Genomic DNA, 25,670 nt, shown 5'->3' on the forward strand with positions numbered 1-25,670 from the left:
CTTTCACGATGGGAAAGGCGCTCAAACCGCCTCCCGCGCGATCTGCTACTGGACCGGCGTGACGCATCCCCCGCGTTACGCCGGTCTTTTTGCGTTTGCAGAGAGCCACGAGATATAGCCCGTCATCCCAACGAAGGCTGGGACCGCTGGCGTGTTACCCTTCGCTGTCGTTCAGACGACCTGTCGACAGTTGGGTTTTGTCGGCATGAGGTCCCAGCCTTTGCTGGGATGACGACGGTGCTTCAAACCGGCAACCGCGCCACGATGCGCAGCCCCGGCCCGGCATCCTCAAGCGCCAACGTTCCCCGGTGGAGGCGCACGATCGCTTCCATCAGCGGCAGACCCAGGCCATGGCCACCGCCCTGCCCACCATAATGCCCACCATTCTGGCCCGACCGCTCGACCCGTCCGAACCGGCGCATCACATGCTCGCGCTGGCTTGCGGGGATACCCGGGCCATCGTCGGTGACGACAAGCACCACCGCCTGCGCCTCGCGCGCGACCGAAACCCTGATCCGCGTGCCCGAAGGGGTATGCCGAACCGCGTTCTCCAGCATGTTGACCAGAAGCTGCGACAGAAGCTGCCGGTCGCCGACCAGCTTTGCCTCGTCGGCGCGTTCCATCAGCACGCGCTGGCCGCGCTCCTGCGCGACGGGCTGCACCATCTCGACGATCTCGGCCGCCAGTTCGCCCATGTCGAGCGGCCGGAAACCGGCGCGGCGCGAGCCGTCCTCGATCTCGGCGATCCGCAGCATCGCGGCGAACATGCCGAGCAGTTCGTCGGCCTGCATGCGCGCCATCGCCACGCGATCTCGCACGGGCTCGGCGGCGGCGCTCTGTTCCAGCAGCGCCAGTTCGTTGCGCAGCCGCGCCAACGGGGTGCGCATCTCGTGCGATATGTCGTTGGAGACGTTGCGGATTTCGCCCATAAGCTGGCCGATGCGGTCGAGCATGCGGTTGAAGGCACCCGCTTGCTGGTCGAACTCGCCGCCGTCGCCGGGCATCGGGACGCGCTGGGCAAGGTCGCCCTCGATGATCGATTCCGCCGTGTGGCGCACCGCGTCGATGCGCTTGCCGACCAGGCGCCGGAATGCCAGCAGTCCCCACAGCACCACCAGCACGATGGCGCCGAACCCGGCGAAGTAGATCCGGCGGCGCGCGGCGAAATAGTTGTCGACCGGCTCCGTCTCGGCGAAGATGGCAAGGCGCATGCCGCCGCCGATCTCGCGGATCAGCACGCGGCCCGCGCTGAGCCCCGCGATCCGGTCCTGCCGTCCGAGCGTGGAGTAACCCAGCGGCAGTTCCCGGTTCAGCCGGACATTGCCGACGATGGGGTTCCCGTGCGCATCGCTCAGCAGCACGCCGAGGTCGCCGGTATCGCGCTGCCGCGCCATCTCCATGATATGTTGGCTCAGTTCCGCACGGTTCGGAGTGGTCCCCCTCGGCACCAGCGTCTCGCTCTCCGACTCGATGCGCTCATCCACCAGCACCCGCACCATCGAGGCGGTCGCGAAGAAGGTTCCGAACCCCGCCAGCGCCGTCACCGTCAGGAACAGCGCGAGGAACACCACGGTGAGGCCGCGCAGGGATCGGGGGAGCGGCCTCATGCCCGCAGCACGTACCCCATGCCGCGCACGGTGGCGATCGGATCGTCACCGTGCTGCAACAGCTTGACGCGCAACTGGCGTATATGGGCATCGACGATGTTGGTCGTGGTCTCGAAGTCCTGCCCCCAGATCCGCTCGATCAGCATGGGCCGCGTCACCACTTCGCCGGCATCGCGTGCGAGGGCCAGCAGTAGCCGGAACTCGGTCTGCGAAAGCGCCAGCGGCTGCCCGCCGCGCCAGACCATGAGGCGCGAGGGGCTGATCACGATATCGCCCGCAGCAATCGTATCACTGGGCTGCTCGGTCGTCCGCCGCGCCCGCACGAGGGCATTGAGCCGCGCGTTCAGTTCGAGCGGATCGACCGGCTTTACCACGTAGTCGTCGGCACCCGCCTCCAGCCCCTCGACCTTGTCGAGCGTCTGGCCAAGCGCGGTCAGCATCAGCACCGGCATGGTCATGCCCTGCCCGCGCATCTCCCGCAGCAGCGTGACGCCGTCCATCGTCGGCAGCATCCAGTCGAGCACAACCGCGTCGAAGGGCCGTCTGCCCAGCAGCGACAGCGCTTCCTGCCCGTCCCCGACCGGCTGCACCTCGTGCTCGAAATGCCCGAGTTGCTCGGTAAGCTGGCGACGAAGGTGGGAATCGTCCTCGACCAGGAGGATCTGCAGGCTCATGCGGACGTGCCCCGTGAAATTGCGCTCCATGAAAGCGCGAGGGTGAATTGCCCCATCATAGTGCCCGGATTTCCGCATGACCACCAGCGAGATGGCAGCGATCGTCAAACCGTGAAAGTCACCGTCACCCGCAGGCCCGGCTTCGCATCGCCGAGTTCGAGCTGTGCGCCCATGCGCTCGGCGGTGGACTTGACGATGGCCAGGCCGAGGCCGCTGCCGGGCGGCCCGCGCTCGCCCTGCAGCCGGGCGAAGCGCGACATCGCCATCTCGCGCAGTTCGGCCGGAATGCCGGGGCCGGTATCGACCACCGCGAGCCGGACCACACCCGCTTCCGCGCTCAGTTCGATCTGCGCCATGCCACCGGGGCGATTGTAGCGGATCGCGTTGTCGACGAGGTTGGACAGCATCTCGAACACCAGCGTGCGATGTCCGTGGATGCGGTAAGGCCCGTCTCCGGCCTCGAGTAGCAATTCGACGTCCGCCTCGATCGCCTGCCGGATGCGGCGGGAGATCACGTGCTGGCTCAGTTCCTTGAGATCGATCTCGTGGTCAGGCGGCAGCACCCCCGCCTCGTCGGCACGGGCAAGCGTGAGGAGCTGCGTCAGCAGGCGTTCGAGGCGGTCGGTCGCCTCCTCGATCTCGTGCAGCGCCTCGCCCGAGCCGCGCCGCGCCAGCGCGACCTGCACCTTGAGCACCGAGAGCGGCGTACGCATCTGGTGCGAAGCATCGGCGGTGAAGCGGCGCATGCCGGTGGTGGCATCGTCAAGCCGCGCCAGAAGCCGGTCGAACGAGCGCGACAGCGGGCGCAGTTCGGTCGGCAACGGTCCGGTGCGCAGCGGCGAGAGATCGGGTGCGGCGCGGGTATCACGCGCCTCGATCACGCCGCGCAGGTCCGAGAGTGGCCGCAGGCTCCACCCGAGCGCGGGGCGGATCAGCAGGAGCACGATGCCGACCAGCACGCACTCGCCGATCAGCAGCGCGATCATCAGCTTGTCGCGCAGGGAATTACGGTTCTGCAGCGTCTCGGCCACCTGCACCACGACCGGCGCATCGATCCGCGGCAGGTTGCGGCGGATCTCGGCTATGCGGATGCGCTGGCCGCGAAACTGCGCGAAACGGAAGCGCGGCTCATCGACGGAGAGCACGGAAATGTCGGGCGCGGGCAGATCCGCGTAGCCGGTGAGCAACGTATTGCCCACGGCGATCCGGTAGTAGACGTTGTCGCGCTCGGAGTTCTCCAGCATGCCGAAAGCGGCGGGCGGCAGGTCGAGAGTAACCTCGCCGCGCTCAACCTGCACGGTCTCGGCGATGGCGCCCAGCGCACCGCCGAGCACGCGGTCGTTGGTGCGGCGCACGACGTCGGAAATCAGTACCCAGCCGAGCAGTCCCAGCACCAGCGCCAGCGCCGCCAGCGGCCCGAACATCGCCAGCAGAAGGCGGAAGCGCAGGGAAATGGCTCTGCCCGCACCGCCGCTCATGACCGGTCGAGCATGTAACCCACCCCGCGCACGGTGCGGATCGCTGGGCCGTCGGGTGCGAGTTTGCTGCGTAGGCGGGTGACGTTGACCTCCAGCGCGTTGGAACCGACCGGATCGTCGAAGCCGAAGACCTCGGCTTGCAAGGTCTCGCGGTTGACGATCTGGCCCGCCCGCGCCGCCAGAGCCTCCAGCACCGCCCATTCGCGGCGGCGCAGTTCGATCAGGCGCCCCGCCACCTCGACGCGGCCGGTAGAGCGGTTCACCGTCATCGCCCCGATGGCGATCTCGGGCGCGGCGTCGCCGCCCCGGCGGCGGCCCAGCGCACGCACGCGGGCCTCCAGTTCCTCCACCTCGAAGGGTTTGCGCAAGTAATCGTCGGCGCCGAGGTCGAGGCCGCGCACCCGGTCGTCGAGGCCGTCACGCGCGGTCAGCATCAGCACCTGCGACTGGTCGCCCCGCGCGCGCAGGCGAGCGAGCACCTGGAACCCGTCGATGTCGGGCAGGCCGACGTCGAGGATCACCAGCGAATACGGCTCGGTCGCCGAAACCGACAGCGCTTCCTCCCCGCCCGCCACGTGATCGACCGCGTGTCCCGCCGCGCGCAGCAGCGAAAGGATGCCCCGTGCCAGTGCCGCGTCGTCTTCAACGATGAGGATTCTCACGATCGAAATCCATGAAAGGTCAGTGACAGGTTGAAAACGTACATCATCGAGCGCTGCTTATCCGAACATAGAGGCGGAAAGCGAGAGGAGTCGACAATGCGTTCTTTCACCCCTGTTCTGGCACTAGCGGTCCTTCTGGCCGGACCCGCAGCCGCGCAGAAGCCCGAGGCGCCGCAGCGCCCCTCCGGTTATCCGCGCAGCTACGACACGCTGATCGCCGACGCCCGCGCCGACGGCAAGGTACGCATCTACGCCAATGCCGACCGCGCCGAGATGGTGCCGGTGGTGGCGGAGTTCAAACGGCTCTTCCCCGGCATCGCGGTCTACTACGCCGACATCGGCTCGACCGAGATGTACCAGCGCTACACCCGCGAGACGCGCAGCCGCCAGTATTCGGCCGACATCGTGTGGTCCTCGGCGATGGACCAGCAGATCAAGCTCATCAACGACGGCTACGCGCAGCAGTACGCCAGCCCCGAGAAGCCCGCCCTGCCCGAAACGGCGGTGTGGAAGAACATGGGCTACGGCGTCACCGCCGAGCCGATCGGCTTCGTCTACAACCGCAGGATCATATCGGACGCACAGGCCCCGCGCACGCATCAGGCACTCGAGGAATTGCTCCGCCGCCGCCGCGTCGAATTCACCGGCAAGGTCGCGACGTTCGATGCGGCCCGCTCCAACACCGGCTATCTCTATCTCTCGCAGGACTTCCTCGCGACGCGCGACACCCGCTCGCTGGTCGAGGCGATCGGCGCGACGCGCCCCGTTCTGGAAATCAGCACCCAGCCGATGCTGGCGGGCGTCGCCTCCGGCAAGCTGGCGATCGCGTACAATGTCATCGGCTCCTACGCGCTGGAGCAGGCGCGCCGCAGTCCGCAGCTGGGTGTGGTGTTCCCCAAGGACTACACGCTCGTCACTTCGCGCATCGCCTTCATCGGACGGGACGCGCGCCATCCGGCGGCGGCGAAGCTGTTCCTCGATTTCCTTCTTTCGCGCGCCGGGCAGGCCCAGCTTGCCCGGCACAGTCTGTGGCCGGTGCGCACCGACGTACCCGCCCGCCGCCTGCCTACGCAGCAGACGCGCGTAGTGCGCGTCGGCCCTCAACTTCTCGTCAATCTGGATCACCTGACCCGGCAGCGATTCCTGCGCGAATGGAACGCCGCTCTGGTCACAGGGAGAGAACAAAAACCATGACCCGTACTCTGATGGCCAGTGCAGCATTCCTTGCACTGGCAGTTGCCAACCCCGCGCTGGCGCAAGCGCCGACGCGCGACGAACTCGCCGATCTGGTGCGCGCGCAGGCCGCCGAGATCGCCTCGCTGCGCCAGCGCGTCGATGCGCTGGAAGCCACCCGCACCGCTGCAGCAGCGCCGCAGCAAAGCGCTCCCGTAGTCGCTGCCGCCGAACCCGAGCAGGCCGCGCCGACCATCCTCTCGACCCAGCCCTATGCGGCCCAGCTTCTTCCCCCCGGCCCCGCCGAGCGCGACATCGAGCGCGTGCGCGCCACCGCCGTCGCCGCGACGGACGTGACGACCGAATGGGGCCAGGGCCTGCCGGTATTCCACTCGGGCGACGGCACCTTCAGCTTCAAGCCGCGCGGCCGCATCATCACCGACGTCAGCACCACCCGTGGCTCCAAGTACGACGGCCGCAACCTGACGACCACCGGCATGCGCGCGCTGCGCATGGGCCTTGAGGGCACCGTCGGCAGCCACTTGTTCTACCAGTTCGAAAGCGACTTCTCCGAGAACGCGGTCGACGTCGTCACCGCCTTCATCGGCTGGAAGAACAAGATCGCGCCCGGCCTCGACTACGACGTGCGCGTCGGCCACTTGTTCAACGACCGCAGCTTCGAAGGCTCGACCGGTTCGGACTCCACCCCGTTCGCCGAGCGCACCGTGGTCGCCACCGCGATCATCCCGCAGCGCGCCTTCTATGGCCTCGGCATCATGCCGCGCCTGTTCTGGAAGACCGGCCACGCCTCGCTCACCGTCACCGGCGACCGCATCGACGGCGACCAGTCCACCTCGGACAACCGCACCGTGATCGCCCGCGCGCACTGGAACCCGATCAAGAGCCCGCGTCAGGTGCTCCACCTCGGCATCTGGGGCTTCGACGAGCACCTCCAGCCGGGCAAGAACACGCTGGGCCGCAACACCGTGATCGGCGGCCGCTTCAACGGCGCGCTGCGGCTGTCGACCGGCGACATCATCGGCGGCACCGGCACCACCGGCTACGGCGCGGAACTCGGCGGCTACACCGGCCCGCTGTGGGTCATGGCCGAGGCAGGCGAACGCCACGCCCGGCTCGACAACGGACGCCCGGACTTCGTCACGCAGGCATGGAGCGTCTCGGGCGGCTTCTTCATCACCGGCGACCTGCCGCCCTACAACCCGCGCCTCGGCAGCTTCGGCCAGCCCAAGGTGCTGCGCCCCGTCTTCGACGGCGGCCCGGGCGCGATCGAGTTGACCGCGCGCTACGAGAACCTGGAATTCAAGGACATCGCCACGCCTGCTCAGGGCTGGGCGGCGACGCTGGGCGCGAACTGGTATCTCAACAGCTTCGTGCGCTTCCAGGTCAACGCGATCCACTGGAACACCGAGAACACCGCCGGGATCTACACCGGCAAGGATGACGGCGAGACGCTCACCGCGCGCGTCGGCGTCACCTTCTAAGCCTTTCCCTTTCAAACCATGACCAGAACCGGGGACCAACAATGAGTCTCGCCCTTATCGGCTTCCTGATGGTGGCCACCTTCATGACGCTCATCATGACCAAGCGGATGACCCCGCTGGTCGCGCTGAGCGTCGTGCCCACCACGTTCGCGCTTCTCGCCGGCTTCCACGCCGGGCTGGGCGACATGATGATCGACGGCGTCAAGAACCTTGCGCCAACCGGCGTCATGCTGCTGTTCGCGATCCTGTTCTTCAGCACGATGACCGACACCGGCCTGTTCGACCCGCTGGTCGGCAAGCTGATCCGGCTGGTCCATGGCGACCCGATGCTGATCCTGATCGGCTCGGTCGTCCTGTGCGCGCTCGTCAGCCTCGATGGCGACGGGTCGACCACCTACATCATCACGATGGCCGCCATGCTGCCGCTCTACAAGCGCTACGACATGAACCGCCTCTACCTTGTCTGCCTGCTGATGGTGACGAGCGGCGTGATGAACCTGACGCCGTGGGGCGGGCCGACGGCGCGCGCCGCCAGCGCCCTGAAGCTCGATCCCGCCGCGCTGTTCCTGCCGCTGATTCCCGGCATGATCGCGGGCCTCGCGTTCCTGATCGGCCTTGCCATCTACTTCGGCCGCAAGGAGCGCCGCCGCATCGGCAAGGTGGAGAACCTCGCCGCGCTGGAGGCGAGCGACCTCGCCGTCTCGCAGTGGCCCGAGGCGCGCCGCCCGAAGATGATCTGGTTCAACGGCGCGCTCGTCATCGCGCTGCTGGTGCTGCTGGTCTGGGGCGTGCTGCCGCTGCCGATCCTGATGATGCTGGCCTTCGCCATCTCGATGATCGCCAACTACCCGGACACCAAGTCGCAAAAGGAGCGCATCAGCGCGCATGCGGGCAACGTCCTCTCGGTCGTCTCGCTGATCTTCGCGGCGGGCATCTTCACTGGCATCCTCTCAGGCACCGGCATGGTCGAGGCGATGAGCAAGGAAGTCGTCGGGCTGATCCCGCCGGTCCTCGGCCCCTACATGGCGCCGATCACCGCCCTCATCAGCCTGCCGGGCACGTTCTTCATCTCGAACGACGCCTTCTACTTCGGCATGCTGCCGATCCTGGCCGAAGCCGGTGCGCACTACGGCGTCGAGCCGATGGCGATCGCCCGCGCCTCGCTGATGGGCCAGCCGGTCCACCTGCTCAGCCCGCTGGTGCCCTCGACCTACCTGCTGGTGAGCCTTGCCGGCGTGGATCTGGCGGACCACCAGAAGTTCACGCTGGTCCCGGCGGCGCTGTGCTGCCTCGTCATGACCGTGGTGGGCATGGCGGTGCTGGCCTTCCCGTTCGTGGGGTGAATGCCGCATGATGATCTCTCCCCTTCGTCATTGCGAGCATAGCGAAGCAATCCAGGGCGGCCTCATGCCGCGCTGGATTGCCGCGCCCCTGCGGGGCTCGCAATGACGGTGCGGGGGATCATCGGTGACGCGGGGACGCTGGGCGTCATCCTGCGCTTCATCGCCGCACTCGCCGTCGGCGCGTGCGGCGGCGCCTTCTTCTGGTCGATCCATGCCCCGCTGCCGTGGGTGCTGGGATCGATGACCGCGTGCGCGGCGGGCAGCATCGCGCGCCTGCCGATCGCCGCGAATTCCGCCACCCGCAGGCCGATGTCGGCCGTGCTCGGCGTCGTGCTGGGCAGTGCGTTCCACCCCGGCATAGCCGCGCAGGCGGCGCAGTGGATCGTGCCGATCGCACTGCTACCGCTGTTCCTGACCAGCGCCGCCATCGCCTGCGTCTTCTATTTCCGCAAGATCGCAAAGTTCGACCCGCCCACCGCCTACTTCGCCGGAATGCCGGGAGGCATCGCCGAGATGGTCGTCCTCGGCTCCGAGCGCGGCGCGGACGAGCGCACGATCGGCCTGATACACGGCGCGCGGATCTTCCTCGTCGTCTTCATCCTCCCCTTCCTCATCCGCCTGTTCGAGGCGGAGACCGGCCACGCCCCGCTTCCTCCCCAGGTTTCGGGCGTGGCCGACTGGACCTTGCTGCCATGGGCGCTAGGCTGCATGATCGTCGGCAGCGTGATCGGCCGCGCGCTGAAACTCCCCGCGTGGCACCTGATGGGGCCGCTGTTCGTCAGCGCCGCCGTCCACCTGACGGGCCTCAGCGACTTCCACATCCCGGCATGGGCCATCGCCGCCGCGCAGGTCGGCCTCGGCGCGACGATCGGCTGCCGTTTCGTAGGGCTGGACCTGCCGACGCTGCTGCGCACGCTGATGCTGGCGGCGGGATCGACCGCGATCCTCTTGGTCATAACCTTCGTCTGGGCATTCGGCATCGGCTGGGCTACCGGACTGGACCCGGCGCTGCTGACGCTGGCCTACTCGCCCGGCGGCGTGGCGGAAATGAGCATGGTGGCCCTCAGCCTCGCACTGGAGGCAAGCTTCGTGGTCGTCCACCACCTCGTCCGCGTGGTGCTGGTCATCATCGGCGCGCCCGCCGCGTTCACGTTCATGAGGTCGCCAGATGCCTGATCCCTTCCGCGAACAGATCGCCATCCTCTACCAGGCGATCGAACCGCCGGTGATCGACGGCCAGCGCAAGGACGCCAAGCCCGGCGGCTATTCTGACAGCGGCGCCGACATGGGCGTCGCGCTGCGCTCGGTCGGCTGCACGCTGGTGACGCCGGTGGCCGATCCCGATCCCACATCGGTGTTCGACTGGGTCTGGCCCGACACGCCCGACGGCATCGACGCCGCGCTGGCAGCAGGCGCGACGCTGCTCTGGGCCAACACCGTCGTGTTCGACGGCCACCCGATCGAAGCCGCCAGCCGCCGCGCATGGGTGGTCAGCGCCGATCCGCGCACCATGCAAGAGGTGGACGACAAAGCCGCCACCAACGCCCGCCTCGCCGCCGAGGGCCTGCCCGTCGCCGGTTCCTGGGTGGTCGACGGCGCCGCGCCCGATATCGAGGCACAGCTTGCCGCCTTCGCCGGGCACCTCCCGCTGGTGGTGAAGCCCCTGCGCGGTCGCGGCAGTCAGGGCGTCAGCGTCGCGCGCAGCGTTGAAGAGATGATTGCAGCCACCCGCGCCATCGTCGCAGGCGGCAAGTTCGGCACCGCGATCATGATCGAGCAGTTCCTGCCGGGTCAGGAAATCACCATCACGGTCATGCCCGCAGCCGCACGCGAAGGCGAGAGCAAGCCCTTCGCCCTGCCCCCGGTCCGCCGATTCGACCAGCATGACGACGTCGCGCCCTACAACGGCGACGTCCCCGTCAGCACCAACAGCGCGGCGATGACGGGCGAGGAATGCGCTGACCCGGCCATCGTCGCGGTCACCGCCGCCTGCGAACGGGCCGCCGCGATCATCGGAATCCGCACCCCGATGCGGATCGACTGCCGCCAGGACGCGACCGGCGACTACCTGTTGTTCGACGTCAACATCAAACCCAACCTCACCGGCGCGGGCCGACCTGGCCGCGACCATGAGGACAGCCTTTCCACAATCGCCGCCGCCGCCATAGGCTGGCGCTACGCAGACCTCCTCGTCGCAGCCATCCGCGGCGCGTGGACCAACAGGGACAATATCGCATGACTGACCTTTGGCAGCACATTGTTGCCGACTTCTCCAACATCGGCTCACCGGCTGCGCTGTCCGCCTTCGGGCAGGTGGTGCTGATCGACATCATGCTGGCCGCCGACAACGCGATCGTCGTCGGCGCGCTCGCCGCCGGGCTTCCGGCCGCGATGCGCCGCAAGGTCATCATGATCGGCGTGATCGCCGCTCTGGTGCTGCGCGTCGCTTTCGCGCTCGTGGTCAGCCAGTTGATGCAGATCGTCGGGCTCGTCTTCGCGGGCGGCCTGCTGCTGATCTGGGTGGCATGGAAGATGTGGCGCGAACTGCGCGAGGACCGCAGCGACGACGAACCCGACTCGACCATCGCCAAGGTCGCCCCGCGCAGTTTCGCCGGCGCGGCATGGGCCGTCGCCGTCGCCGACGTCAGCATGAGCATCGACAATGTGCTGGCCGTCGCGGGCGCCGCGCGCGACCACCCCGGCATCCTCGCGGTCGGCCTGATCCTCTCGGTCGCGCTGATGGGCATCGCCGCCAACGTTCTGGCGCGCGTCATCGAGACCTATCGCTGGCTCGCCTACGTCGGCCTGCTGGTGATCCTGTGGGTCGCGGGCAAGATGATCTGGGAGGGCCTCGTCGATCCTTCGCGCGGAATCATTGCCCTGTTCTGAACGATAGATGCGGACGGCAGGCGGCGAACCGCCTGCCGTCCGACCGCCCCGCGATGAGACATTGTATCGGCACGGGTTGCATCGCACTGCACTTGCACGGCATGAGTATCCGATGACCAGCTTCGGAACGCCTGCGTGCAACTGACCCGTTACACCGACTATGCCGTGCGCGTCCTGCTGCATGTCGGTGCGCGGGACGAAGGGGACCTCTCCTCTATCGCCGAGATCGCGCAGACTTACGACATTTCACGCAACCACCTGATGAAAGTGGTGCAGGATCTTGGCCAGGCCGGGTTTCTCGAAACCGTGCGCGGTCGTGGCGGCGGGCTAAGGCTGGGCCGCCAGGCGAACGAGATCACCGTCGGCGAGGTCGTACGTCATACCGAAACCGGCTTCCAGCTGGTCGACTGTACAAACTGCATAGTGCGCACCGCCTGCACCCTGCCGCGCGTCTTCAACGAGGCGACGCGCGCCTTCCTCGACGTGCTTGACCGTTACACACTGGCCGATGCACTGACCCGCCGTGACGATCTGCGGCGTATTTTCCGCGCTTTCGCCCCGACCGATCAGGCGCTCTGACGACGCCGTCCGAGGGCCTGGGCGCCAGAACCGCGGGGACGCCCGAGCGATACTTGCACCGGGTTAGCATCGGCGCCGCGACACGGCGGAGCGGGCTGCGCTAGCCAGACCCTCGATACGATTCGGGGAGATGAACATGAAGATCGACAACACCCTTGCCGCCGTGGTCACCGGCGGCGCCTCGGGCCTTGGCCGGGCGAGTGCGAAGGCGCTGGCCGATGCAGGCGTCAAGGTCGCCATCTTCGACATCAGCGAGGAAGCGGGCGAAGCCTTCGCGGCGGAAATCGGCGGCGTGTTCTGCAACGTCGACATCACCAGCGAGGAGAGCGTCGAGGCCGGCTTCGCCAAGGCGCGCGAGGCCCATGGGCAGGAGCGCATCGTCGTCCACTGCGCAATCGTCGCGGGCGGCGGCAAGACCGTCTCGTTCGACAAGAAGACCGGCGGCTACAAGCGCACGCCGACCGAGCAGATCGCCAAGTCGGCCGAAGGAATCTTCACCGCCTCCTACCGCGTCGCCTCGATCGCGGCGCTGGGCATGGCAACGGCGGAAACCCTGAACGAGGACGGCGAACGCGGCACGATCATCCTCACCTCCTCGGCCGCCGCAGAGGACGGACAGATCGGTCAGGTCGCCTACGGCGGCGGCAAGGGCGCGGTGAACGCGATGGTCCTGCCGATGGCGCGCGACCTCATGGACCTCGGCATCCGCGTCAACGCGATCATGCCGGGCACTTTCGCGACGCCGCCAATGCTGCGCGTCAAGGAACATGCGCCCGAAGTGTACGAGAACCTCGGCAAGGCGGTGCCCTTCCCGCGCCGTCTCGGCAATCCGGAGGAGTTCGGCTCGCTGGTGCTCGAACTGGTGCGCAACATCTATTTCAACGGCCAATGCATCCGCCTCGACGGCGCGATCCGCATGCCGCCGAAGTAAGCGAACACCCACCCCGTACGGCTAGGTCGCTGCGCTCCCAAGCCTTCCGGCCCTCCCGCGGGCGGGAGAGCGTGGCGCTGTTTCTCCCCTCCCGCCTGCGGGAGGGGCTGGGGGTGGGTCTTTTCCCATCTTACTTCCGCTTGACTCCCCCTCCCTGCCCGGCCCAATCGGCCCGATGCGACGCATGGGGATTCACGCTCTCAAGGCCCTGGCCATCCGGCAGCGCCAGCGGCTGCGGTCGAGCGAAATGGCCTTCATCGTGCTGGCCCTCGTCGCCGGGCTGGCGGCGGGCTGGCTAACGAACCTGCAGGGCTTCATCGCCCACGGCATCCAGCGACTGCTCTACGGCATCGGCGACAACCGGCTGAGTGCGCTCGGCGAGATCCGCAACTGGTGGCGGCTGCTGGCGCTGCCGCTGGGCGGGCTGGTGCTGGTGGCAATGACGCATTTCCTGAAAGCCCGCCGCCGCGCCCCGATCGACGTCGTCGAGGCCAACGCGCTGCACAGCGGCCGCATTCCCTTCGTCGACAACCTGGTGATCTCGGTCCAGACGATCCTCTCCAACGGCGCGGGTGCATCGGTGGGGCTGGAGGCGGCTTATGCGCAGATGGGCGGCGGCGTCGCCTCGGTGCTGGGGCAGTGGTTCAAGCTGCGCCGCTCGGACATGCGCACCCTTGTCGGCGCGGGCGCGGGCGCAGCGGTCGGCGCCGCGTTCGGAGCGCCGCTGGCGGGCGCGTTCTACGCCTTCGAAATCGTCATCGGAACATATACGCCCGCCGCGATCGCTCCGGTCGTGGCTGCCGCGCTGGGTGCCGCCTTCGTGACGCGGGCGCTGGGGGTGGAGCCCTACCTCATCGCCACCGCCGCCGACCGGACACTGACTACCGGCGACTACTTCATCTACACGATCCTGGGCCTCGCCTGCGCGCTGGTGGGCATCGCGATGATGCGCCTCGTCACGTTCGCGGAGCAGAAGATGCAGGGCGTAAGCGGTCGCATCGCACGCTGGAAGCCGGTGATCGGCGGATTCCTGCTGATGCCGCTCGCCATGGTGACCCCGCAGACGCTTTCCGCCGGGCACGGGGCGATGCACCTTAACATCGCGATGCAACCGGCGCTGCAGTTCCTCGTCACCGTGCTGGTGCTCAAGGTGCTGGCCTCCGCGATCTCGATCGCCTTCGGATTTCGCGGCGGCCTGTTCTTCGCCTCGCTGTTCATCGGCTCGCTGGTCGGGCTGATCTTCGCCGCGCTCGCATCGATGGCTGGTATCGCGCTCGACATCAACGACGCAGCGCTGGTCGGCATGTCGGCGCTCGCGGTCTCGGTGGTGGGCGGCCCGATGACGCTCGCCATGCTGATGCTGGAGACCACCCACGACTTCGCGCTGATGGGCGTTGTGCTGACCGCCTCGCTGGTGTCGAGCGCGCTGACCCGCGAGACCTTCGGCTATTCGTTCTCCACCTGGCGCCTGCACGTGCGCGGCTCGATCATCCGGTCCCCGCGCGATATCGGCTGGATGCTGGCGCTGACGGCCGGGCGCATCATGCGCAAGGACTGGAAGAGCGCAGCGGCCAGCCTCTCGGTCGCAGACTTCCGCGCGCAAGTGCCGCTGGGTTCGACGAGCAAGGCGATCCTGCTCGATGACGAGGGGCACTACGCCGGGATCGTGGCGACGGCTTCGGCGTACAATCCCGAACTGGCGCCCGATACACAAGTGGGCACGCTGGCGACGCTGCAGGCGAACACCCTATCGCCGGTCACGGACATCCGGGCGATGCTGAAAGCCTTCGACCTTGCCGTGGCGGACGAACTGGCGGTGGTGGACGGCGTCGGCAACGTCGTCGGCGTGGTGACCGAACGGCATGCGAGGCGGCGCTACTTCGAGGAAATCGAAGCCTCGCAGCGGGAGCTGTTCGGGGAGAATTGAGGGCGCGCGGTGCGCCCGGCCGGTCCGTCGTCTTCCTACCTCGTCATTCCCGCGAAGGCGGGAACCCAACTGATGACATCGCATGTTGCACGGTCATCAGCTGGGCCCCCGCCTTCGCGGGGGTGACAACGTAATTTTGAATTGGAGAGACACCTCCCGCTGGCAGGAGGTGTCCCTTTCAGATCAGTCCTGAGCCACCGGCAGCCACACCGCGCTGGCCTGATCGCCGCCGAAGTGCACCGTCTCGGTCGCCTTCACGTAGTCCTTGGGCTTGGCGTCCATGATCGAGGGCACCCAGCTCTGCGGATTGCGATCGTAGAGCGGGAACAGGCTGGACTGGACCTGCACCATGATCTTGTGCCCCGGCAGGAACACATGATCGACGTTGGGCAGTGCCCACTTGAAGTCGTAGACCTTGCCCGGTTCCAGCGCCTGCGGCTTGTCGAAACCGCCGACGTAGCGGCCACGGAAGATCTCGATGCCGATGCCCAGCTGGTAGCCCGCCATCTTCGGATCGGCGGTGTTCTCCTGCGGGTAGACGTCGATCAGCTTGACGACATAGTCGCTGTCCTGCCCGGACGTCGCCGCGCGCAAGTCCACCTTGGGTGCGCCCTTGATGTGGACCGGCTTGTCGAGCACGCCGGTCTGGTAGCTGAGCACGTCGGTACGGCCGTCAGCGAAGCGCTGGTCCTGCACCAGCCAGGTCTTCCACTCATCACCCTTCATGTGGACGGGGCGCGGCAGCATCGGCACGGGCTTGGCCGGGTCGGAGACGTAGCTGTCGGAACCCGACGCGCCCTTGGTCCACGACAGTGAGGAATTCGCGCCGAGGTAGAGCGGCGTATAGGCGCCCGCCGGCCATGCCTGCGACACCTCCCACTTGTTCTCGCCCGTCGCGTACGTCAGCACCGGCGGCGTATCGCACGCGGGCGCGTTCGTCTTGAGGTGACAGTCGAAGAACGGCTTCATGTACTGCGTGCGAAACTGCAGGCCGGTGTCACCCTCCCACTTCAGCGGGCCAAGTTCGCGCGCCTCGTAGTTCACCTGAGAGTGCCGCCACGGACCAATGACGAGGCTGACGTTGTCGTTGCCGCCCGCCTTCAGCGCCTGATAGACCGCCGGAGCGCCGTAGCTGTCCTCCTGGTCCCACTGGCCGACCACCAGCATCGTCGGCACCGTCAGCTTGCGCGCGCCAAGCAGCTTGTCGACCGCCTGCCCCTGCCACCATGCGTCGTAGCTCGGGTGCTCCAGCACCTTGCGCACTACCGGCAGGTCGAGCAGCCCATAGGCCTTGGCATAGTCCATCGCCGAGCCGCCTTCGAGGTAGGCGGTGTAATCGTCACCGCCGCCGCGCGGAACGTCGCCGCCGCCTTTCTTCACCGTCTGGCCGAGGTCGTAATCGAAGCCGAACATGCGGAAGGCGCCGTTGTGGAACCAGTCGTCGCCCATCCAGCCATCGACCATCGGGCTCTGCGGCACGGCCGCCTTGAGCGCCGGGTGCGGATCGATCAGCGCCATCAGCGAGGTGAAGCCCAGATACGACGAGCCGGTGATGCCGACCTTGCCGTTGCTTTCCTTCACGTTCTTCACCAGCCAGTCGATCGTGTCGTAGGCGTCGGTGGCGTGATCGACCTTCGTCTTGTTGAGCGGCCCGCGCAAAGGCCGGTTCATGACGTAGTCGCCCTCCGACCCGTCCAGCCCGCGCACGTCCTGATAGACGCGGATGTAACCGTCGTTGACGAATTCGGCGTCGGCGACGGGCAGGATTTCCTCGATCTTCTGGCTGCGGTTGCGGCTGCTCATCTTGTCCGCATTGTACGGCGTGCGGCTGAGCAGGATCGGGCCGTCCTGCGTGCCCTTGCGGTAGATGATGACGGTGAACAGCTTGGTCCCGTCACGCATCGGGATCATCACCGTCTTGCGCACGTAGTCCGCCTGAGGGCGAACCCAGTCGTACGACTTCACCTGCTCGTTCATCATGGTGTCGGTGGGCGCCTGCGCGGAAAGCGACGAGGCAAGAGCGAGGGCCGCGACGGCGGCGGCAGTATAGCCGAGGGGGCGGAAATGCTTTGTCATGGTCGCATGGGTGGACCGTGCATTTCCTGGGGTCAAGACGGGAAGAGAGACGCAGGGGTTTACGTTCCGCAGGCCCCGTATATCGGCATCGCTTCCCCAATCCGTCATTGCGAGCGAAGCGAAGCAACCCAGGGCAGCACTACACGGCCCTGGGGTGCTTCGCTTCGCTCGCAATGACGAAGTTTGGGCTTCGGTGTGGGCCATAACTGCGCGCACACCGAAGCCATTTCACGGGGTGCAGGGGTGGTAAACCCCTGCCTTCCCCTTCAACTTCAAGCCGCCTGCTTCTGCCCCTGAGTAGCCTCAAGGTTCAGCAGGTCCGCCATCTCGAACGCCAGTTCGATCGACTGCGCACCGTTCAGACGCGGATCGCAGTGCGTGTGGTAGCGGTCCTTCAGCGCCTCGTCGGTGATGGCGATGGCGCCGCCGGTGCACTCGGTCACGTCCTGCCCGGTCATCTCGATATGGATTCCGCCTGCATGCGTGCCTTCCGCGCGGTGGACCGCGAAGAAGCCGCGCACTTCGGCGAGGATGCGGTCGAACGGACGGGTCTTGAAGCCGCTGTCCGACTTGATGACGTTGCCGTGCATCGGGTCGCAGGACCACACCACCGGATGACCTTCGCGCTTCACCGCGCGCACCAGCTTGGGCAGGCCGGCTTCGACCTTGTCGTGGCCGTAGCGGCTGATGAGCGTCATGCGGCCCGGCTCGCGGCCCGGGTTCAGCGTGTCGAGCATCCGCAGCAGCGCGTCCGGCTCAAGCGACGGACCGCACTTCATTCCGATCGGGTTACCGACGCCGCGCAGGTATTCGACGTGGGCCGAGCCCTCGAAGCGGGTGCGGTCGCCGATCCACAGCATGTGCGCCGAGCAGTCGTACCAGTCGCCCGTCAGCGAATCGCGGCGGGTCAGCGCCTGCTCGTAAGGGAGCAGCAGCGCTTCGTGGCTGGTGTAGAAGTCGGTGCCCTGAAGCTGCGGGACCGAGCTGGGTTCGACACCGCAAGCCGCCATGAAGTCGAGCGCTTCGCCGATGCGATCGGCCATCTGCGAGAACTTCTCGCCCCAGGGGCTGCGGCCGATGTGGTCGAGCGTCCACTGGTGGACCTGGCGCAAGTTGGCATAGCCGCCGTGCGCGAAGGCGCGCAGCAGGTTCAGCGTCGAGGACGACTGGCCGTAAGCGCGCAGCATGCGCTCGGGATCGTTGCGGCGCGCCTCGGCGTTGCCTTCAATGCCGTTGATGATGTCGCCGAAGTAGCTGGGCATCTCGACGCCGCCGACCATCTCGGTCGGGGCCGAGCGCGGCTTGGCGAACTGGCCGGCCATGCGGCCCAGCTTCACCACCGGCTGCTTGCTGGCGAAGGTCAGCACCACCGCCATCTGCAGCAGCACGCGGAAGCTGTCGCGGATGTTGTCGGCGCTGAATTCGGCGAAGCTCTCGGCGCAGTCACCGCCCTGGAGCAGGAAACCGCGACCGGCGGCGACTTCGGCAAGGTCGGCCTTCAGAGCACGGGCTTCACCGGCAAAGACGAGCGGCGGAAACTTCGCAAGCGTGGCCTCGACCTCGCTGAGTTTCGCCTGATCGCCATAAACCGGGAGGTGGCGCGCCTCTTGCGTCTTCCAGCTCTCCGGTGTCCAGTTGGTAGCCACTGTATCGTACTCCTCTGGCCCGTCACCTGATTGTGTGGGCTTTTCCAAGCGCTGCAGGTCCTCCCGGGCAGCGCAAGCAAGGCGCGGCCTTTAGCGCTTGTCGGCAATTTTTGCAAAGCCGGGTTTGGCGATCATGGTGATCGGTTGCGTGATGGACTACCCGCCCCCTCCCCCCCAACTTCGTCATTGCGAGGAAACGAAGCTGACGAAGCAATCCAGGGCATCCTAGACCGCCCTGAATTGCTTCGCTGCGCACGCAATGACGAGGGAAGAGTTACTTCCCCGCCACGCCGCCTTCCTTGCCCTCGGGCATGACCTCAAGCCGCCACGAATGGTCACGGCCGAGATACCGCGCCGCCAGCGCCTGCATCGCCTGCGGGGTGGTCACCGTATAGTCGCTCAGCACCGAACGCACGGTGCCGATGCGGGTGGGATCGGTCGTCGCGCCTTCGAGCTGGCTCATGAAGAACGAGGTGCTCGACGCCGCGCGGGTCACCTGCTGGCGCAGCGGCTCGGTGACGAGCGCCAGTTCGTCCGCCGTGGGAGGGTTGGCGATGAGGTCCTGCGCGATCTCGTCGGCGGTCTGGAAGAACACCGGCACCGACTTGGGATCGACCTGCGCCACCGCCGTGATCGAGCCGCCTGCGGCGAGGTCCACCGGCCACTGCGAGTAGACGTAAGGCGCATAGGACACGCCCAGCTTCTCACGCACCGCGTTCATCAGGCGGTTGGTGAACAGCTGCGTGAGGATTTCCAGCTGGCGCGATTCGCGGATGCCCATGACACCGCCGCCGGTCGGCCAGGAAACCACCGCCGCCGCCTGATCCGGGTCGCCGTGGTGGATCAACTCGATCGGCTTGTCCGACGGCTGCGGCACGTCGATCTTCGCCTGCACCGCGCTGACCGGCGCGGGCTGGCGCGACTTGAGCGCGCCGAAGGTCTTCTCCAGCGCGGCGATGGCGGCGGCCTTGTCGAAGTCGCCGAAGATCTGGACTTCGACGGGGCCTTCCTTGAGCGCCTTGCTCCAGACGCGCTTGAAGCCGTCCGCCGTCGTCGCCTCGATCTGGTCGGGCGTGGGGGTGGCGAAGCGCTTGTCCTGACCGCGCTGGTAGAACTGCAGGTCGCGGTTCAGCACGCCCTGCGGCGAGGTGTTGAACGTGGCGTACTGGATCGCCGCCGCGGCCTTGGCGCGGGTGAAGGGCGCGACGTCCCACTTGGGCAGGTCCAGCTTGGCCGCGAACAGGTAGAGCTGATCGGCAAGGTCGGACGGGCGCGTCTCTGCGGAGAGCTGGAACGAGGCGTCCTGCACCTCGAAGTCGAAGCCCATCTTGCGGCCGGTGGAGATGCGATCGAGATCGTCCTGCCCCAAAGTGGCAAGGCCCGAGCCGACCAGCGCATAGTTACCCAGCGTGATGTAAGCTGCGTCCTTCGGGTCGATCGAGCGGTAGCCGCCGCCGAAGCGCGCCTTGACCATGACGCGGCCCGGCTCCTCGACCACCGGCCACAGCATCGCCTTCACGCCGTTGGCAAAAGTCAGTTCCTCGATTTCGAGGAGGCCGGTCGGTACGTCGCTGACGGCCTTCTTGGCCGCACCGATCGCGGGCAGCTTTTCGAACGAGATCGGCTTGAGCGCCGCGCGCACGCTGGCGTCCGCCTTGACCGGCTCGGAGAGCGCAAGCTGCAGCGCCTTGTCGGTGGCGGCGCCGTCCTTCTGCACGGTGAACAGGGCGCGGGTGACGTTGCCGGTGAACAGCTTGCGGGTGTGCTCCAGTACTGCCTGCGGGGTGAACAACGGCTTCGACTTGCGGAAGATGTCCAGCACGTCCTGCGGCGCGGCCACCGTCTCGCGGATGTCGAGCGCGTTGACGAGGTCGTCGGCGATCTTGCTGCCGGGCAGGATGCGCTGCTGCTCGACCGGGACCTGGAAAGCGACTTCCATCTCGGCCGCCTCGCGGTCGATCTCCGCCTGCGTCGGCGCACGGGTGAGTGCATCGGCGATCACCGCGCGCACGTCGCGAAGGCTGGCCTGCCAGTCATCACCCAGCGGCGTCACCGACACGAACGTCGCGTCGGCTGAGCGCGCGACATCGTCCTGATTGACCGAGGCCGACAGGAAGCTGCCCCCTGCCCGCGCCTTGGATTCAAGGCGGCGATTGATGATCGCCTGAGCCAGCGCATCGGTCATCAGGCCCTGGTTGTAGGGAATGTTGTCGATAACCTGCCGCCACGGGCGCAGCACCGCGTACATCAGCGAGGGCGGCAGGTCGGGTTCGACCAGCACGCGAGTCTCGCCCACCGGATTCTTCGGATCGGCGCCCGCAGGTGCCTCGGGATCGCCAAAGCTGGGGGCCACAGCCTTGGGACCGGGCACCTTCCAGTCGGTGAACCACTTCTTGACGTAGCTTTCCAGCATCGCAGGATCGACGTCACCGGCGACGATCACCGCCACGTTGTCCGGGCGATACCAGCGCGAATAGAACGCCCGCACACTTTGCGGCGTCGCCGAAGTCAGCGATTCGAGCGTGCCGATCGGCTCCCGGTTGGCCAGCGGCTGCCCGGCATAGAGCACCTTCTGCATCGCGTCGGACACACGCTTGGAGGCACCGCCCCGCTCGCGCATTTCGGACAGCACGATCGGCAGGTCCTGCTTGAGGTTCGAGGCCGAGAGCGTCGGCGCGGTGACCATGCCGCTCATCAGCTTGAACGTCTCGTCCAGCGAAGTCGGCGTGGCATTGGGCAGGTCGAGCTTGAACACGGTCTGCGTAGTGGAAGTCACCGCATTGGTATCGCTGCCGAAAGTCGCCCCGAGGCGCTGGAACGCGGCGATCGCGGTGCCCTCGGGGATGTACTTCGACTGGCGGAACAGCATGTGCTCCAGCAAATGCGCATAGCCGCGCTCGCCATCGGTCTCGTAGAGCGAACCGGCATCGACGCGGATGCGGATCGAGACCTGGCCCGGCGGCACCCCGTTCTTGCGCACCGCATACTTGATGCCATTGGGCAGTTCGCCGAAGTGCCATTCCGGATCATGCGGAATGTCGCTGCCGCGATAGAGCCACGGATCGGCCTGGCCGACCGAGGGGGCCACGATCGGCGCAGTATCGGGCACCGACTGAGGCTGCGCGGTTTGCGCCTGCGCCTCCGGCACCAACAGGAGCGGAATCGGAGCCTGGGCAAGGAGAAGCAGGCAGGCGAGCGAGCGAGCGGCGCGCGGGGAGGTCGTCATTACGCAAGGTATAGGGAGGCCTCTCCTTAAGGGCCAGTGAATAGCGCCGTCATTTCGGCGCTCGTTTCGCCGCTTTCATGGCCCTTGTACCCTTGACCCTCCCGACACTTCACCTAAATCGCAATCACCATGTTCATAGAAACCGAAGCAACGCCCAATCCCTCGACGCTCAAGTTCCTGCCCGGCCGGCAGGTCATGACTTCGGGCACGCGCGAATTCCTTTCGCCCGAGGATGCGGAAACCTCGCCGCTGGCACAGGCGCTGTTCGACCTCGGTGACGTGGTCAGCGTGTTCTTCGGCGGCAGCTTCATCGCGGTTACGGCGGCGCCCGGCGTCGAGTGGCCCTCGCTGCGCCCGCAGGTGGTCGCGATCCTGCTCGACCATTTCGTTTCGGAAGCCCCTCTGTTCACCGGCGGCGACGCCAGCGGTTTCTCGGTGCCGGCCGAGGACGAGGATTATGGCGACGACCCGGCCGACGCCGACATCGTCGCCCAGATCAAGGACCTGATCGAAAGCCGCGTGCGCCCGGCCGTCGCCAACGATGGCGGCGACATCATTTACCGCGGTTTCCGCGAAGGCGTCGTCTACCTCTCGATGCAGGGCGCCTGCTCGGGCTGTCCGTCCTCATCGGCGACGCTCAAGCATGGCATCGAAAGCCTGCTCAAGCATTACGTCCCCGAAGTCAGCGAAGTCCGCGCGGCCTGAACGGCGCGATGACGACGCGGCGCGGGATATTCGCGTGACGGCCGCCTCCACCCTGGTGATCGACAGCGCGACCGACGCCTGTTCGGTCGCGCTCTTCTCGGGCGATACCCTCGTCGCGGGTGAATATCGCCTGCTTGGGCGCGGCCATGCCGAAGCGTTGGTGCCGATGATCGCCGCCTTGCCCGGCAAGGGCCGCGCGAACCGCATCGCCGTCGCGCTCGGCCCCGGCAGCTTCACCGGCGTACGCGTCGGCCTCGCCGCCGCTCGCGCGCTGGCGCTGGCTTGGGGAGCGCACACGGTCGGCTATCCCACACTGGCCCTCATCGCAGCCATGGCCCGCGGCAGCGAAGGGAACCGGCCGCTTGCCGTCGCCACCTCGGGCGGGCACGGCGAATGGTTCGTCGAGAGCTTCGCCGCCGACGGCACCGGCACACACGCCCTCGCCTCGCTGCGCCCCGATGCCGCCGCCACTTCGGTGACCGAAGAACTCGTCGTCGGCAGCCAGGCGCAGGCATTGATCGCGGCGCGAGGCTCCGGGCGGGCATTGCCCCTGCTTCCCGACGCGCGCGCTTTTCTGCTCCTGCCCGAGACGGCGCTGCTGACGGAAACTCATCCGCTCTACGGACGCGGCCCCGATGCCAAGTTGCCTGCGGGGGCGGCATGATCGACGATATCGACCGGATCATGGCGATCATGACCGCATCGTTCGACCCGGTCTACGGCGAAGCGTGGAATCGCCGCCAAGTCGAGGACGCGCTGAAGTTCGGGAACTGCCATTACGAAGTCTTGTGTGCGCAAGGTCACATACCGGACGAGACCGAATCGGCCGCGGGTTTTTTCTTGTCGCGCACCGGATTTGAAGAAGAAGAACTTCTGCTCCTTGCGGTAACCCCCGAAAGTCGCGGACAAGGACTTGGGCGCGCACTTCTCCAAAACCTTCGCATCGGCGCTATCAGTCGCGGCGCGCATCGGCTGCTTCTCGAAATGAGAAGAGGTAATCCCGCCGAAACACTTTACAGAAATTTCGGCTTTTACCCGATTGGCGAAAGACGCGAATACTATCGCACTCCAAGCGGTCAGCGGCTCGACGCTGTTACATTTGCCTGCGACATCGGTTGAAATAGGGTCGAAGTGGCCCTTTTCATTCATGAATCGATTAATGCAAGTCACGTGCAACTTTGAATCGAACTTGCACTCGTCGTGAAAATCGTTCATTGCGTCGCACAGGCAGACCTGCAAAGGTTTGCCGCCTGAATAACTTGGTCGCACCAAAGGACGTAGTAGAAATGGAAACCATCCAGACCGACCTGAACGAGACGCTGATCACGCTCGCGTCGGACATCGTCGCCGCGCACGTCAGCAACAACAGCGTCTCGGTCGAAGATCTTCCCACTCTCATCACCAACGTCTACGGTGCCCTCGCCGGCCTCGGCGGCGCCCCCGTGGTCGAGGAAGAGAAGCCCGAGCCTGCCGTTTCGATCCGCGCCTCGGTCAAGCCCGATTACATCGTGTGCCTTGAAGACGGCAAGAAGCTCAAGATGCTCAAGCGCCACCTCATGACGCACTACAACATGACCCCGGAAGACTACCGCGCGCGCTGGAACCTGCCCGCCGATTACCCGATGGTCGCCCCCAACTATGCCGAGAAGCGCCGCGAACTGGCGAAGAAGATCGGCCTGGGCCGCAAGTCGAACGCGCGCCGCGGTCGCAAGCCCAAGACCGCCGCAGCCTGATCCTTCTTGGGCGGTCGCCCGAGGCCTGACCTCCGACGCACCCGCACTCACGTTACGGAAATTCGATTTTCCGGGGACAAAGGGTGCGATCGATTGCCAGGGTCCGGTAACCGACCGTCCAACTCGGTTGTGATTGCAGGCGCATCGCCTTATCTAGGCGGTGCGCCTTCTTCTTTACTTACAGGTCCACCGTGAACCAACCCATCGACATCGAAGCCCTCTGCGCCGAGCGTGGCCTGCGCATCACCGAACAGCGTCGCGTGATCGCCAAGGTCCTATCGGAAAGCACCGACCACCCCGACGTCGAAAAGCTGCACGAACGTGCGACCGCGATCGACCCCGGCATCTCGATCGCCACGGTCTACCGCACCGTGCGCCTGTTCGAAGAGGCAGGCATTCTCGATCGCCACGACTTCGGCGACGGCCGCGCCCGCTATGAAGCCGCGCCCGAGGCGCACCACGATCACATGATCGACGTCGAGAGCGGCCAGGTCATCGAATTCGTCGATCCCGAACTGGAAGCCCTGCAGCGCCAGATCGCCGAGCGCCTGGGCTACCGCCTCGTCGATCATCGCATGGAACTCTACGGCGTCCGCCTCGACCGCGAGGACGGCGAGACCACTCCGCGCCGCTAAGCGATACCATGACCACGACCATGCCCCTCGCCGACCGCCGTATCGCGGCCTGGGGCTGGCCGCTGATCGCGCTGCGCCTTGCCGCCATGCTGGCATTGCTGGTGGCGAGCGTGGCGCTTTATTACATTTTCGCACCGTTCACCGCGCGCAACCCGGTCCCGCGCCGGTTCCTGCGCGGTGTTGGCGCCATCGCGGGCCTTCGCGTGCAGGTTCGCGGCGCCCGTCCGGCCCGGCGCACCTTCTTCCTCGCCAATCACGTCAGCTGGCTGGATATCCTCGCCATCGCCGGGCGCACCGGCAGCGCCTTCGTCGCGCATGACGGCCTCGCGCAGATCGGCCCGCTGCGCTGGCTGTGCGAAATGAACGACACCGTCTTCGTCGCCCGGCACGAACGCCGCAGCGTCTCCGCTCAAATCGAGCAGGTTCGCGCCGCGCTGAGCGATACCGGCGCACTGACGATCTTCCCCGAAGGCACGACTTCGGACGGAACCGGCACGCTGGCATTCAAGTCCTCGCTGCTTTCCGCGATCGAGGGCGATTCGGATATTCCGGTGCAGCCGGTGTGGCTCGACTACGGTGCGGAAACCCGCACGGTGGCCTGGGTGGGCGAGGAACCGGGGCTCGATAATGCTCTCGCCATTCTGGCGCGCTGGCGGCCGGTGGACCTGACGCTTCACTTCCTGCCGCCGCTCTCGCCCGAGGATCGCGCCGACCGCAAGCGCATGGCGGCGGCCGCTCGAACAGCTATCGAAGCGGCGCGAACGGGGTTCTGACCCCAGCTTCGATTATATCGTCGTCATTCCCGCGAAAGCGGGAACCCATCTCCTGATGGTGCCTGTCGAACGGGCGTCAGTTGGGTCCCCGCCTTCGCGGGGATGACGGCA

General features: G+C 66.8%; 22 protein-coding genes. 15 read left to right on the plus strand and 7 right to left on the minus strand.

What is annotated here, in order from left to right; translation table 11 throughout:
- Positions 1-242 precede the first annotated feature (242 nt).
- The 4 genes from BES08_RS08105 to BES08_RS08120 form a co-directional block, all read right to left on the minus strand.
- Complete coding sequence (locus BES08_RS08105; protein WP_069708051.1) at positions 243-1,607, minus strand: sensor histidine kinase; 1,365 nt, start codon at positions 1,605-1,607, stop codon at positions 243-245.
- A complete protein-coding gene (locus tag BES08_RS08110; protein WP_197524437.1) occupies positions 1,604-2,281 on the minus strand; it encodes a response regulator transcription factor in 678 nt (225 codons plus the stop codon). The genes BES08_RS08105 and BES08_RS08110 overlap by 4 nt, the downstream gene beginning before the upstream one ends.
- Positions 2,282-2,385: 104 nt before the next feature.
- Positions 2,386-3,759 carry a sensor histidine kinase gene (locus BES08_RS08115; RefSeq protein WP_008831178.1) on the minus strand — a complete coding sequence of 458 codons (1,374 nt, stop codon included), beginning with the start codon at positions 3,757-3,759 and terminating at the stop codon, positions 2,386-2,388.
- A complete protein-coding gene (locus tag BES08_RS08120) occupies positions 3,756-4,421 on the minus strand; it encodes a response regulator (RefSeq protein ID WP_008831177.1) in 666 nt (221 codons plus the stop codon). Before BES08_RS08120 ends, BES08_RS08115 begins: the two co-directional genes overlap by 4 nt.
- 96 nt (positions 4,422-4,517) lie before the next feature.
- Here BES08_RS08120 and BES08_RS08125 point away from each other — a divergent pair, with 96 nt between their 5' ends.
- From BES08_RS08125 to BES08_RS08165, 9 genes are all read left to right on the plus strand, one after another.
- Entirely contained in the window at positions 4,518-5,615 is a 1,098-nt protein-coding gene (locus BES08_RS08125) for an ABC transporter substrate-binding protein (RefSeq protein ID WP_008831176.1), read from the plus strand.
- Complete coding sequence (locus BES08_RS08130; protein WP_069708052.1) at positions 5,612-7,096, plus strand: OprO/OprP family phosphate-selective porin; 1,485 nt, start codon at positions 5,612-5,614, stop codon at positions 7,094-7,096. The genes BES08_RS08125 and BES08_RS08130 overlap by 4 nt, the downstream gene beginning before the upstream one ends.
- Before the next feature lie 41 nt (positions 7,097-7,137).
- On the plus strand, positions 7,138-8,439 hold the full coding sequence (locus BES08_RS08135; protein WP_069708053.1) for a CitMHS family transporter: 1,302 nt from the start codon (positions 7,138-7,140) through the stop codon (positions 8,437-8,439).
- 102 nt (positions 8,440-8,541) lie between these two features.
- Complete coding sequence (locus BES08_RS08140) at positions 8,542-9,615, plus strand: AbrB family protein (RefSeq protein WP_069708054.1); 1,074 nt, start codon at positions 8,542-8,544, stop codon at positions 9,613-9,615.
- The gene (locus tag BES08_RS08145) at positions 9,608-10,678 is read left to right on the plus strand and encodes a D-alanine--D-alanine ligase family protein (RefSeq protein ID WP_069708055.1); all 1,071 of its coding nucleotides are present in this window, start codon (positions 9,608-9,610) and stop codon (positions 10,676-10,678) included. The genes BES08_RS08140 and BES08_RS08145 overlap by 8 nt, the downstream gene beginning before the upstream one ends.
- Complete coding sequence (locus BES08_RS08150) at positions 10,675-11,328, plus strand: YjbE family putative metal transport protein (protein WP_008831171.1); 654 nt, start codon at positions 10,675-10,677, stop codon at positions 11,326-11,328. The genes BES08_RS08145 and BES08_RS08150 overlap by 4 nt, the downstream gene beginning before the upstream one ends.
- A 135-nt stretch (positions 11,329-11,463) precedes the next feature.
- Positions 11,464-11,907: an Rrf2 family transcriptional regulator gene (locus tag BES08_RS08155; RefSeq protein ID WP_069708056.1), complete on the plus strand. Its 444-nt coding sequence runs from the start codon at positions 11,464-11,466 to the stop codon at positions 11,905-11,907.
- A 136-nt stretch (positions 11,908-12,043) separates the two neighbouring features.
- A complete protein-coding gene (locus BES08_RS08160) occupies positions 12,044-12,838 on the plus strand; it encodes an SDR family oxidoreductase (protein WP_069709195.1) in 795 nt (264 codons plus the stop codon).
- 175 nt (positions 12,839-13,013) lie between these two features.
- Positions 13,014-14,765 carry a chloride channel protein gene (locus BES08_RS08165; RefSeq protein WP_069708057.1) on the plus strand — a complete coding sequence of 584 codons (1,752 nt, stop codon included), beginning with the start codon at positions 13,014-13,016 and terminating at the stop codon, positions 14,763-14,765.
- A gap of 183 nt (positions 14,766-14,948) precedes the next feature.
- Here BES08_RS08165 and BES08_RS08170 read toward each other — a convergent pair whose 3' ends face one another.
- From BES08_RS08170 to BES08_RS08180, 3 genes are all read right to left on the minus strand, one after another.
- Positions 14,949-16,841: a CocE/NonD family hydrolase gene (locus tag BES08_RS08170; protein ID WP_069708058.1), complete on the minus strand. Its 1,893-nt coding sequence runs from the start codon at positions 16,839-16,841 to the stop codon at positions 14,949-14,951.
- Positions 16,842-17,113: 272 nt separating this feature from the next.
- Entirely contained in the window at positions 17,114-18,487 is a 1,374-nt protein-coding gene (locus tag BES08_RS08175; protein WP_036523741.1) for a class II 3-deoxy-7-phosphoheptulonate synthase, read from the minus strand.
- A gap of 274 nt (positions 18,488-18,761) precedes the next feature.
- Positions 18,762-21,713 (minus strand): M16 family metallopeptidase, encoded by a 2,952-nt coding sequence (locus BES08_RS08180; protein ID WP_069708059.1) that lies wholly within the window; start codon positions 21,711-21,713, stop codon positions 18,762-18,764.
- 129 nt (positions 21,714-21,842) lie between these two features.
- Between BES08_RS08180 and BES08_RS08185 the strand changes: the two genes are divergently transcribed.
- The 6 genes from BES08_RS08185 to BES08_RS08210 all read left to right on the plus strand — a co-directional run bounded on the left by BES08_RS08185 (position 21,843) and on the right by BES08_RS08210 (position 25,559).
- Positions 21,843-22,418, plus strand: a complete 576-nt coding sequence (locus BES08_RS08185; protein WP_036523735.1) for a NifU family protein — start codon at positions 21,843-21,845, stop codon at positions 22,416-22,418.
- Positions 22,419-22,452: 34 nt separating this feature from the next.
- On the plus strand, positions 22,453-23,082 hold the full coding sequence (gene tsaB, locus BES08_RS08190) for a tRNA (adenosine(37)-N6)-threonylcarbamoyltransferase complex dimerization subunit type 1 TsaB (RefSeq protein ID WP_008830359.1): 630 nt from the start codon (positions 22,453-22,455) through the stop codon (positions 23,080-23,082).
- Positions 23,079-23,537 carry a GNAT family N-acetyltransferase gene (locus BES08_RS08195; protein ID WP_069708060.1) on the plus strand — a complete coding sequence of 153 codons (459 nt, stop codon included), beginning with the start codon at positions 23,079-23,081 and terminating at the stop codon, positions 23,535-23,537. Before tsaB ends, BES08_RS08195 begins: the two co-directional genes overlap by 4 nt.
- Before the next feature lie 167 nt (positions 23,538-23,704).
- Entirely contained in the window at positions 23,705-24,151 is a 447-nt protein-coding gene (locus tag BES08_RS08200) for a Ros/MucR family transcriptional regulator (protein WP_008830357.1), read from the plus strand.
- A gap of 191 nt (positions 24,152-24,342) precedes the next feature.
- Complete coding sequence (locus BES08_RS08205) at positions 24,343-24,786, plus strand: Fur family transcriptional regulator (RefSeq protein ID WP_008830356.1); 444 nt, start codon at positions 24,343-24,345, stop codon at positions 24,784-24,786.
- An 8-nt stretch (positions 24,787-24,794) separates the two neighbouring features.
- Entirely contained in the window at positions 24,795-25,559 is a 765-nt protein-coding gene (locus BES08_RS08210) for a lysophospholipid acyltransferase family protein (RefSeq protein WP_069708061.1), read from the plus strand.
- Positions 25,560-25,670 lie beyond the last annotated feature (111 nt).

Origin of the sequence: Novosphingobium resinovorum, from assembly GCF_001742225.1 — a bacterium.
GTDB classification, from domain to species: Bacteria; Pseudomonadota; Alphaproteobacteria; order Sphingomonadales; family Sphingomonadaceae; genus Novosphingobium; species Novosphingobium resinovorum_A.

Excerpts from the sequence above, each read along its gene's own strand:
- BES08_RS08105 (WP_069708051.1), bottom strand. The coding sequence starts at position 1,607 with ATGAGGCCGCTCCCCCGATCCCTGCGCGGCCTCACCGTGGTGTTCCTC.
- BES08_RS08110 (WP_197524437.1), bottom strand. The coding sequence starts at position 2,281 with ATGAGCCTGCAGATCCTCCTGGTCGAGGACGATTCCCACCTTCGTCGC.
- BES08_RS08115 (WP_008831178.1), bottom strand. The coding sequence starts at position 3,759 with ATGAGCGGCGGTGCGGGCAGAGCCATTTCCCTGCGCTTCCGCCTTCTG.
- BES08_RS08125 (WP_008831176.1), top strand. The coding sequence starts at position 4,518 with ATGCGTTCTTTCACCCCTGTTCTGGCACTAGCGGTCCTTCTGGCCGGA.
- BES08_RS08130 (WP_069708052.1), top strand. The coding sequence starts at position 5,612 with ATGACCCGTACTCTGATGGCCAGTGCAGCATTCCTTGCACTGGCAGTT.
- BES08_RS08135 (WP_069708053.1), top strand. The coding sequence starts at position 7,138 with ATGAGTCTCGCCCTTATCGGCTTCCTGATGGTGGCCACCTTCATGACG.
- BES08_RS08140 (WP_069708054.1), top strand. The coding sequence starts at position 8,542 with ATGACGGTGCGGGGGATCATCGGTGACGCGGGGACGCTGGGCGTCATC.
- BES08_RS08145 (WP_069708055.1), top strand. The coding sequence starts at position 9,608 with ATGCCTGATCCCTTCCGCGAACAGATCGCCATCCTCTACCAGGCGATC.
- BES08_RS08150 (WP_008831171.1), top strand. The coding sequence starts at position 10,675 with ATGACTGACCTTTGGCAGCACATTGTTGCCGACTTCTCCAACATCGGC.
- BES08_RS08160 (WP_069709195.1), top strand. The coding sequence starts at position 12,044 with ATGAAGATCGACAACACCCTTGCCGCCGTGGTCACCGGCGGCGCCTCG.
- BES08_RS08165 (WP_069708057.1), top strand. The coding sequence starts at position 13,014 with ATGCGACGCATGGGGATTCACGCTCTCAAGGCCCTGGCCATCCGGCAG.
- BES08_RS08170 (WP_069708058.1), bottom strand. The coding sequence starts at position 16,841 with ATGACAAAGCATTTCCGCCCCCTCGGCTATACTGCCGCCGCCGTCGCG.
- BES08_RS08180 (WP_069708059.1), bottom strand. The coding sequence starts at position 21,713 with ATGACGACCTCCCCGCGCGCCGCTCGCTCGCTCGCCTGCCTGCTTCTC.
- BES08_RS08185 (WP_036523735.1), top strand. The coding sequence starts at position 21,843 with ATGTTCATAGAAACCGAAGCAACGCCCAATCCCTCGACGCTCAAGTTC.
- BES08_RS08195 (WP_069708060.1), top strand. The coding sequence starts at position 23,079 with ATGATCGACGATATCGACCGGATCATGGCGATCATGACCGCATCGTTC.
- BES08_RS08200 (WP_008830357.1), top strand. The coding sequence starts at position 23,705 with ATGGAAACCATCCAGACCGACCTGAACGAGACGCTGATCACGCTCGCG.
- BES08_RS08210 (WP_069708061.1), top strand. The coding sequence starts at position 24,795 with ATGACCACGACCATGCCCCTCGCCGACCGCCGTATCGCGGCCTGGGGC.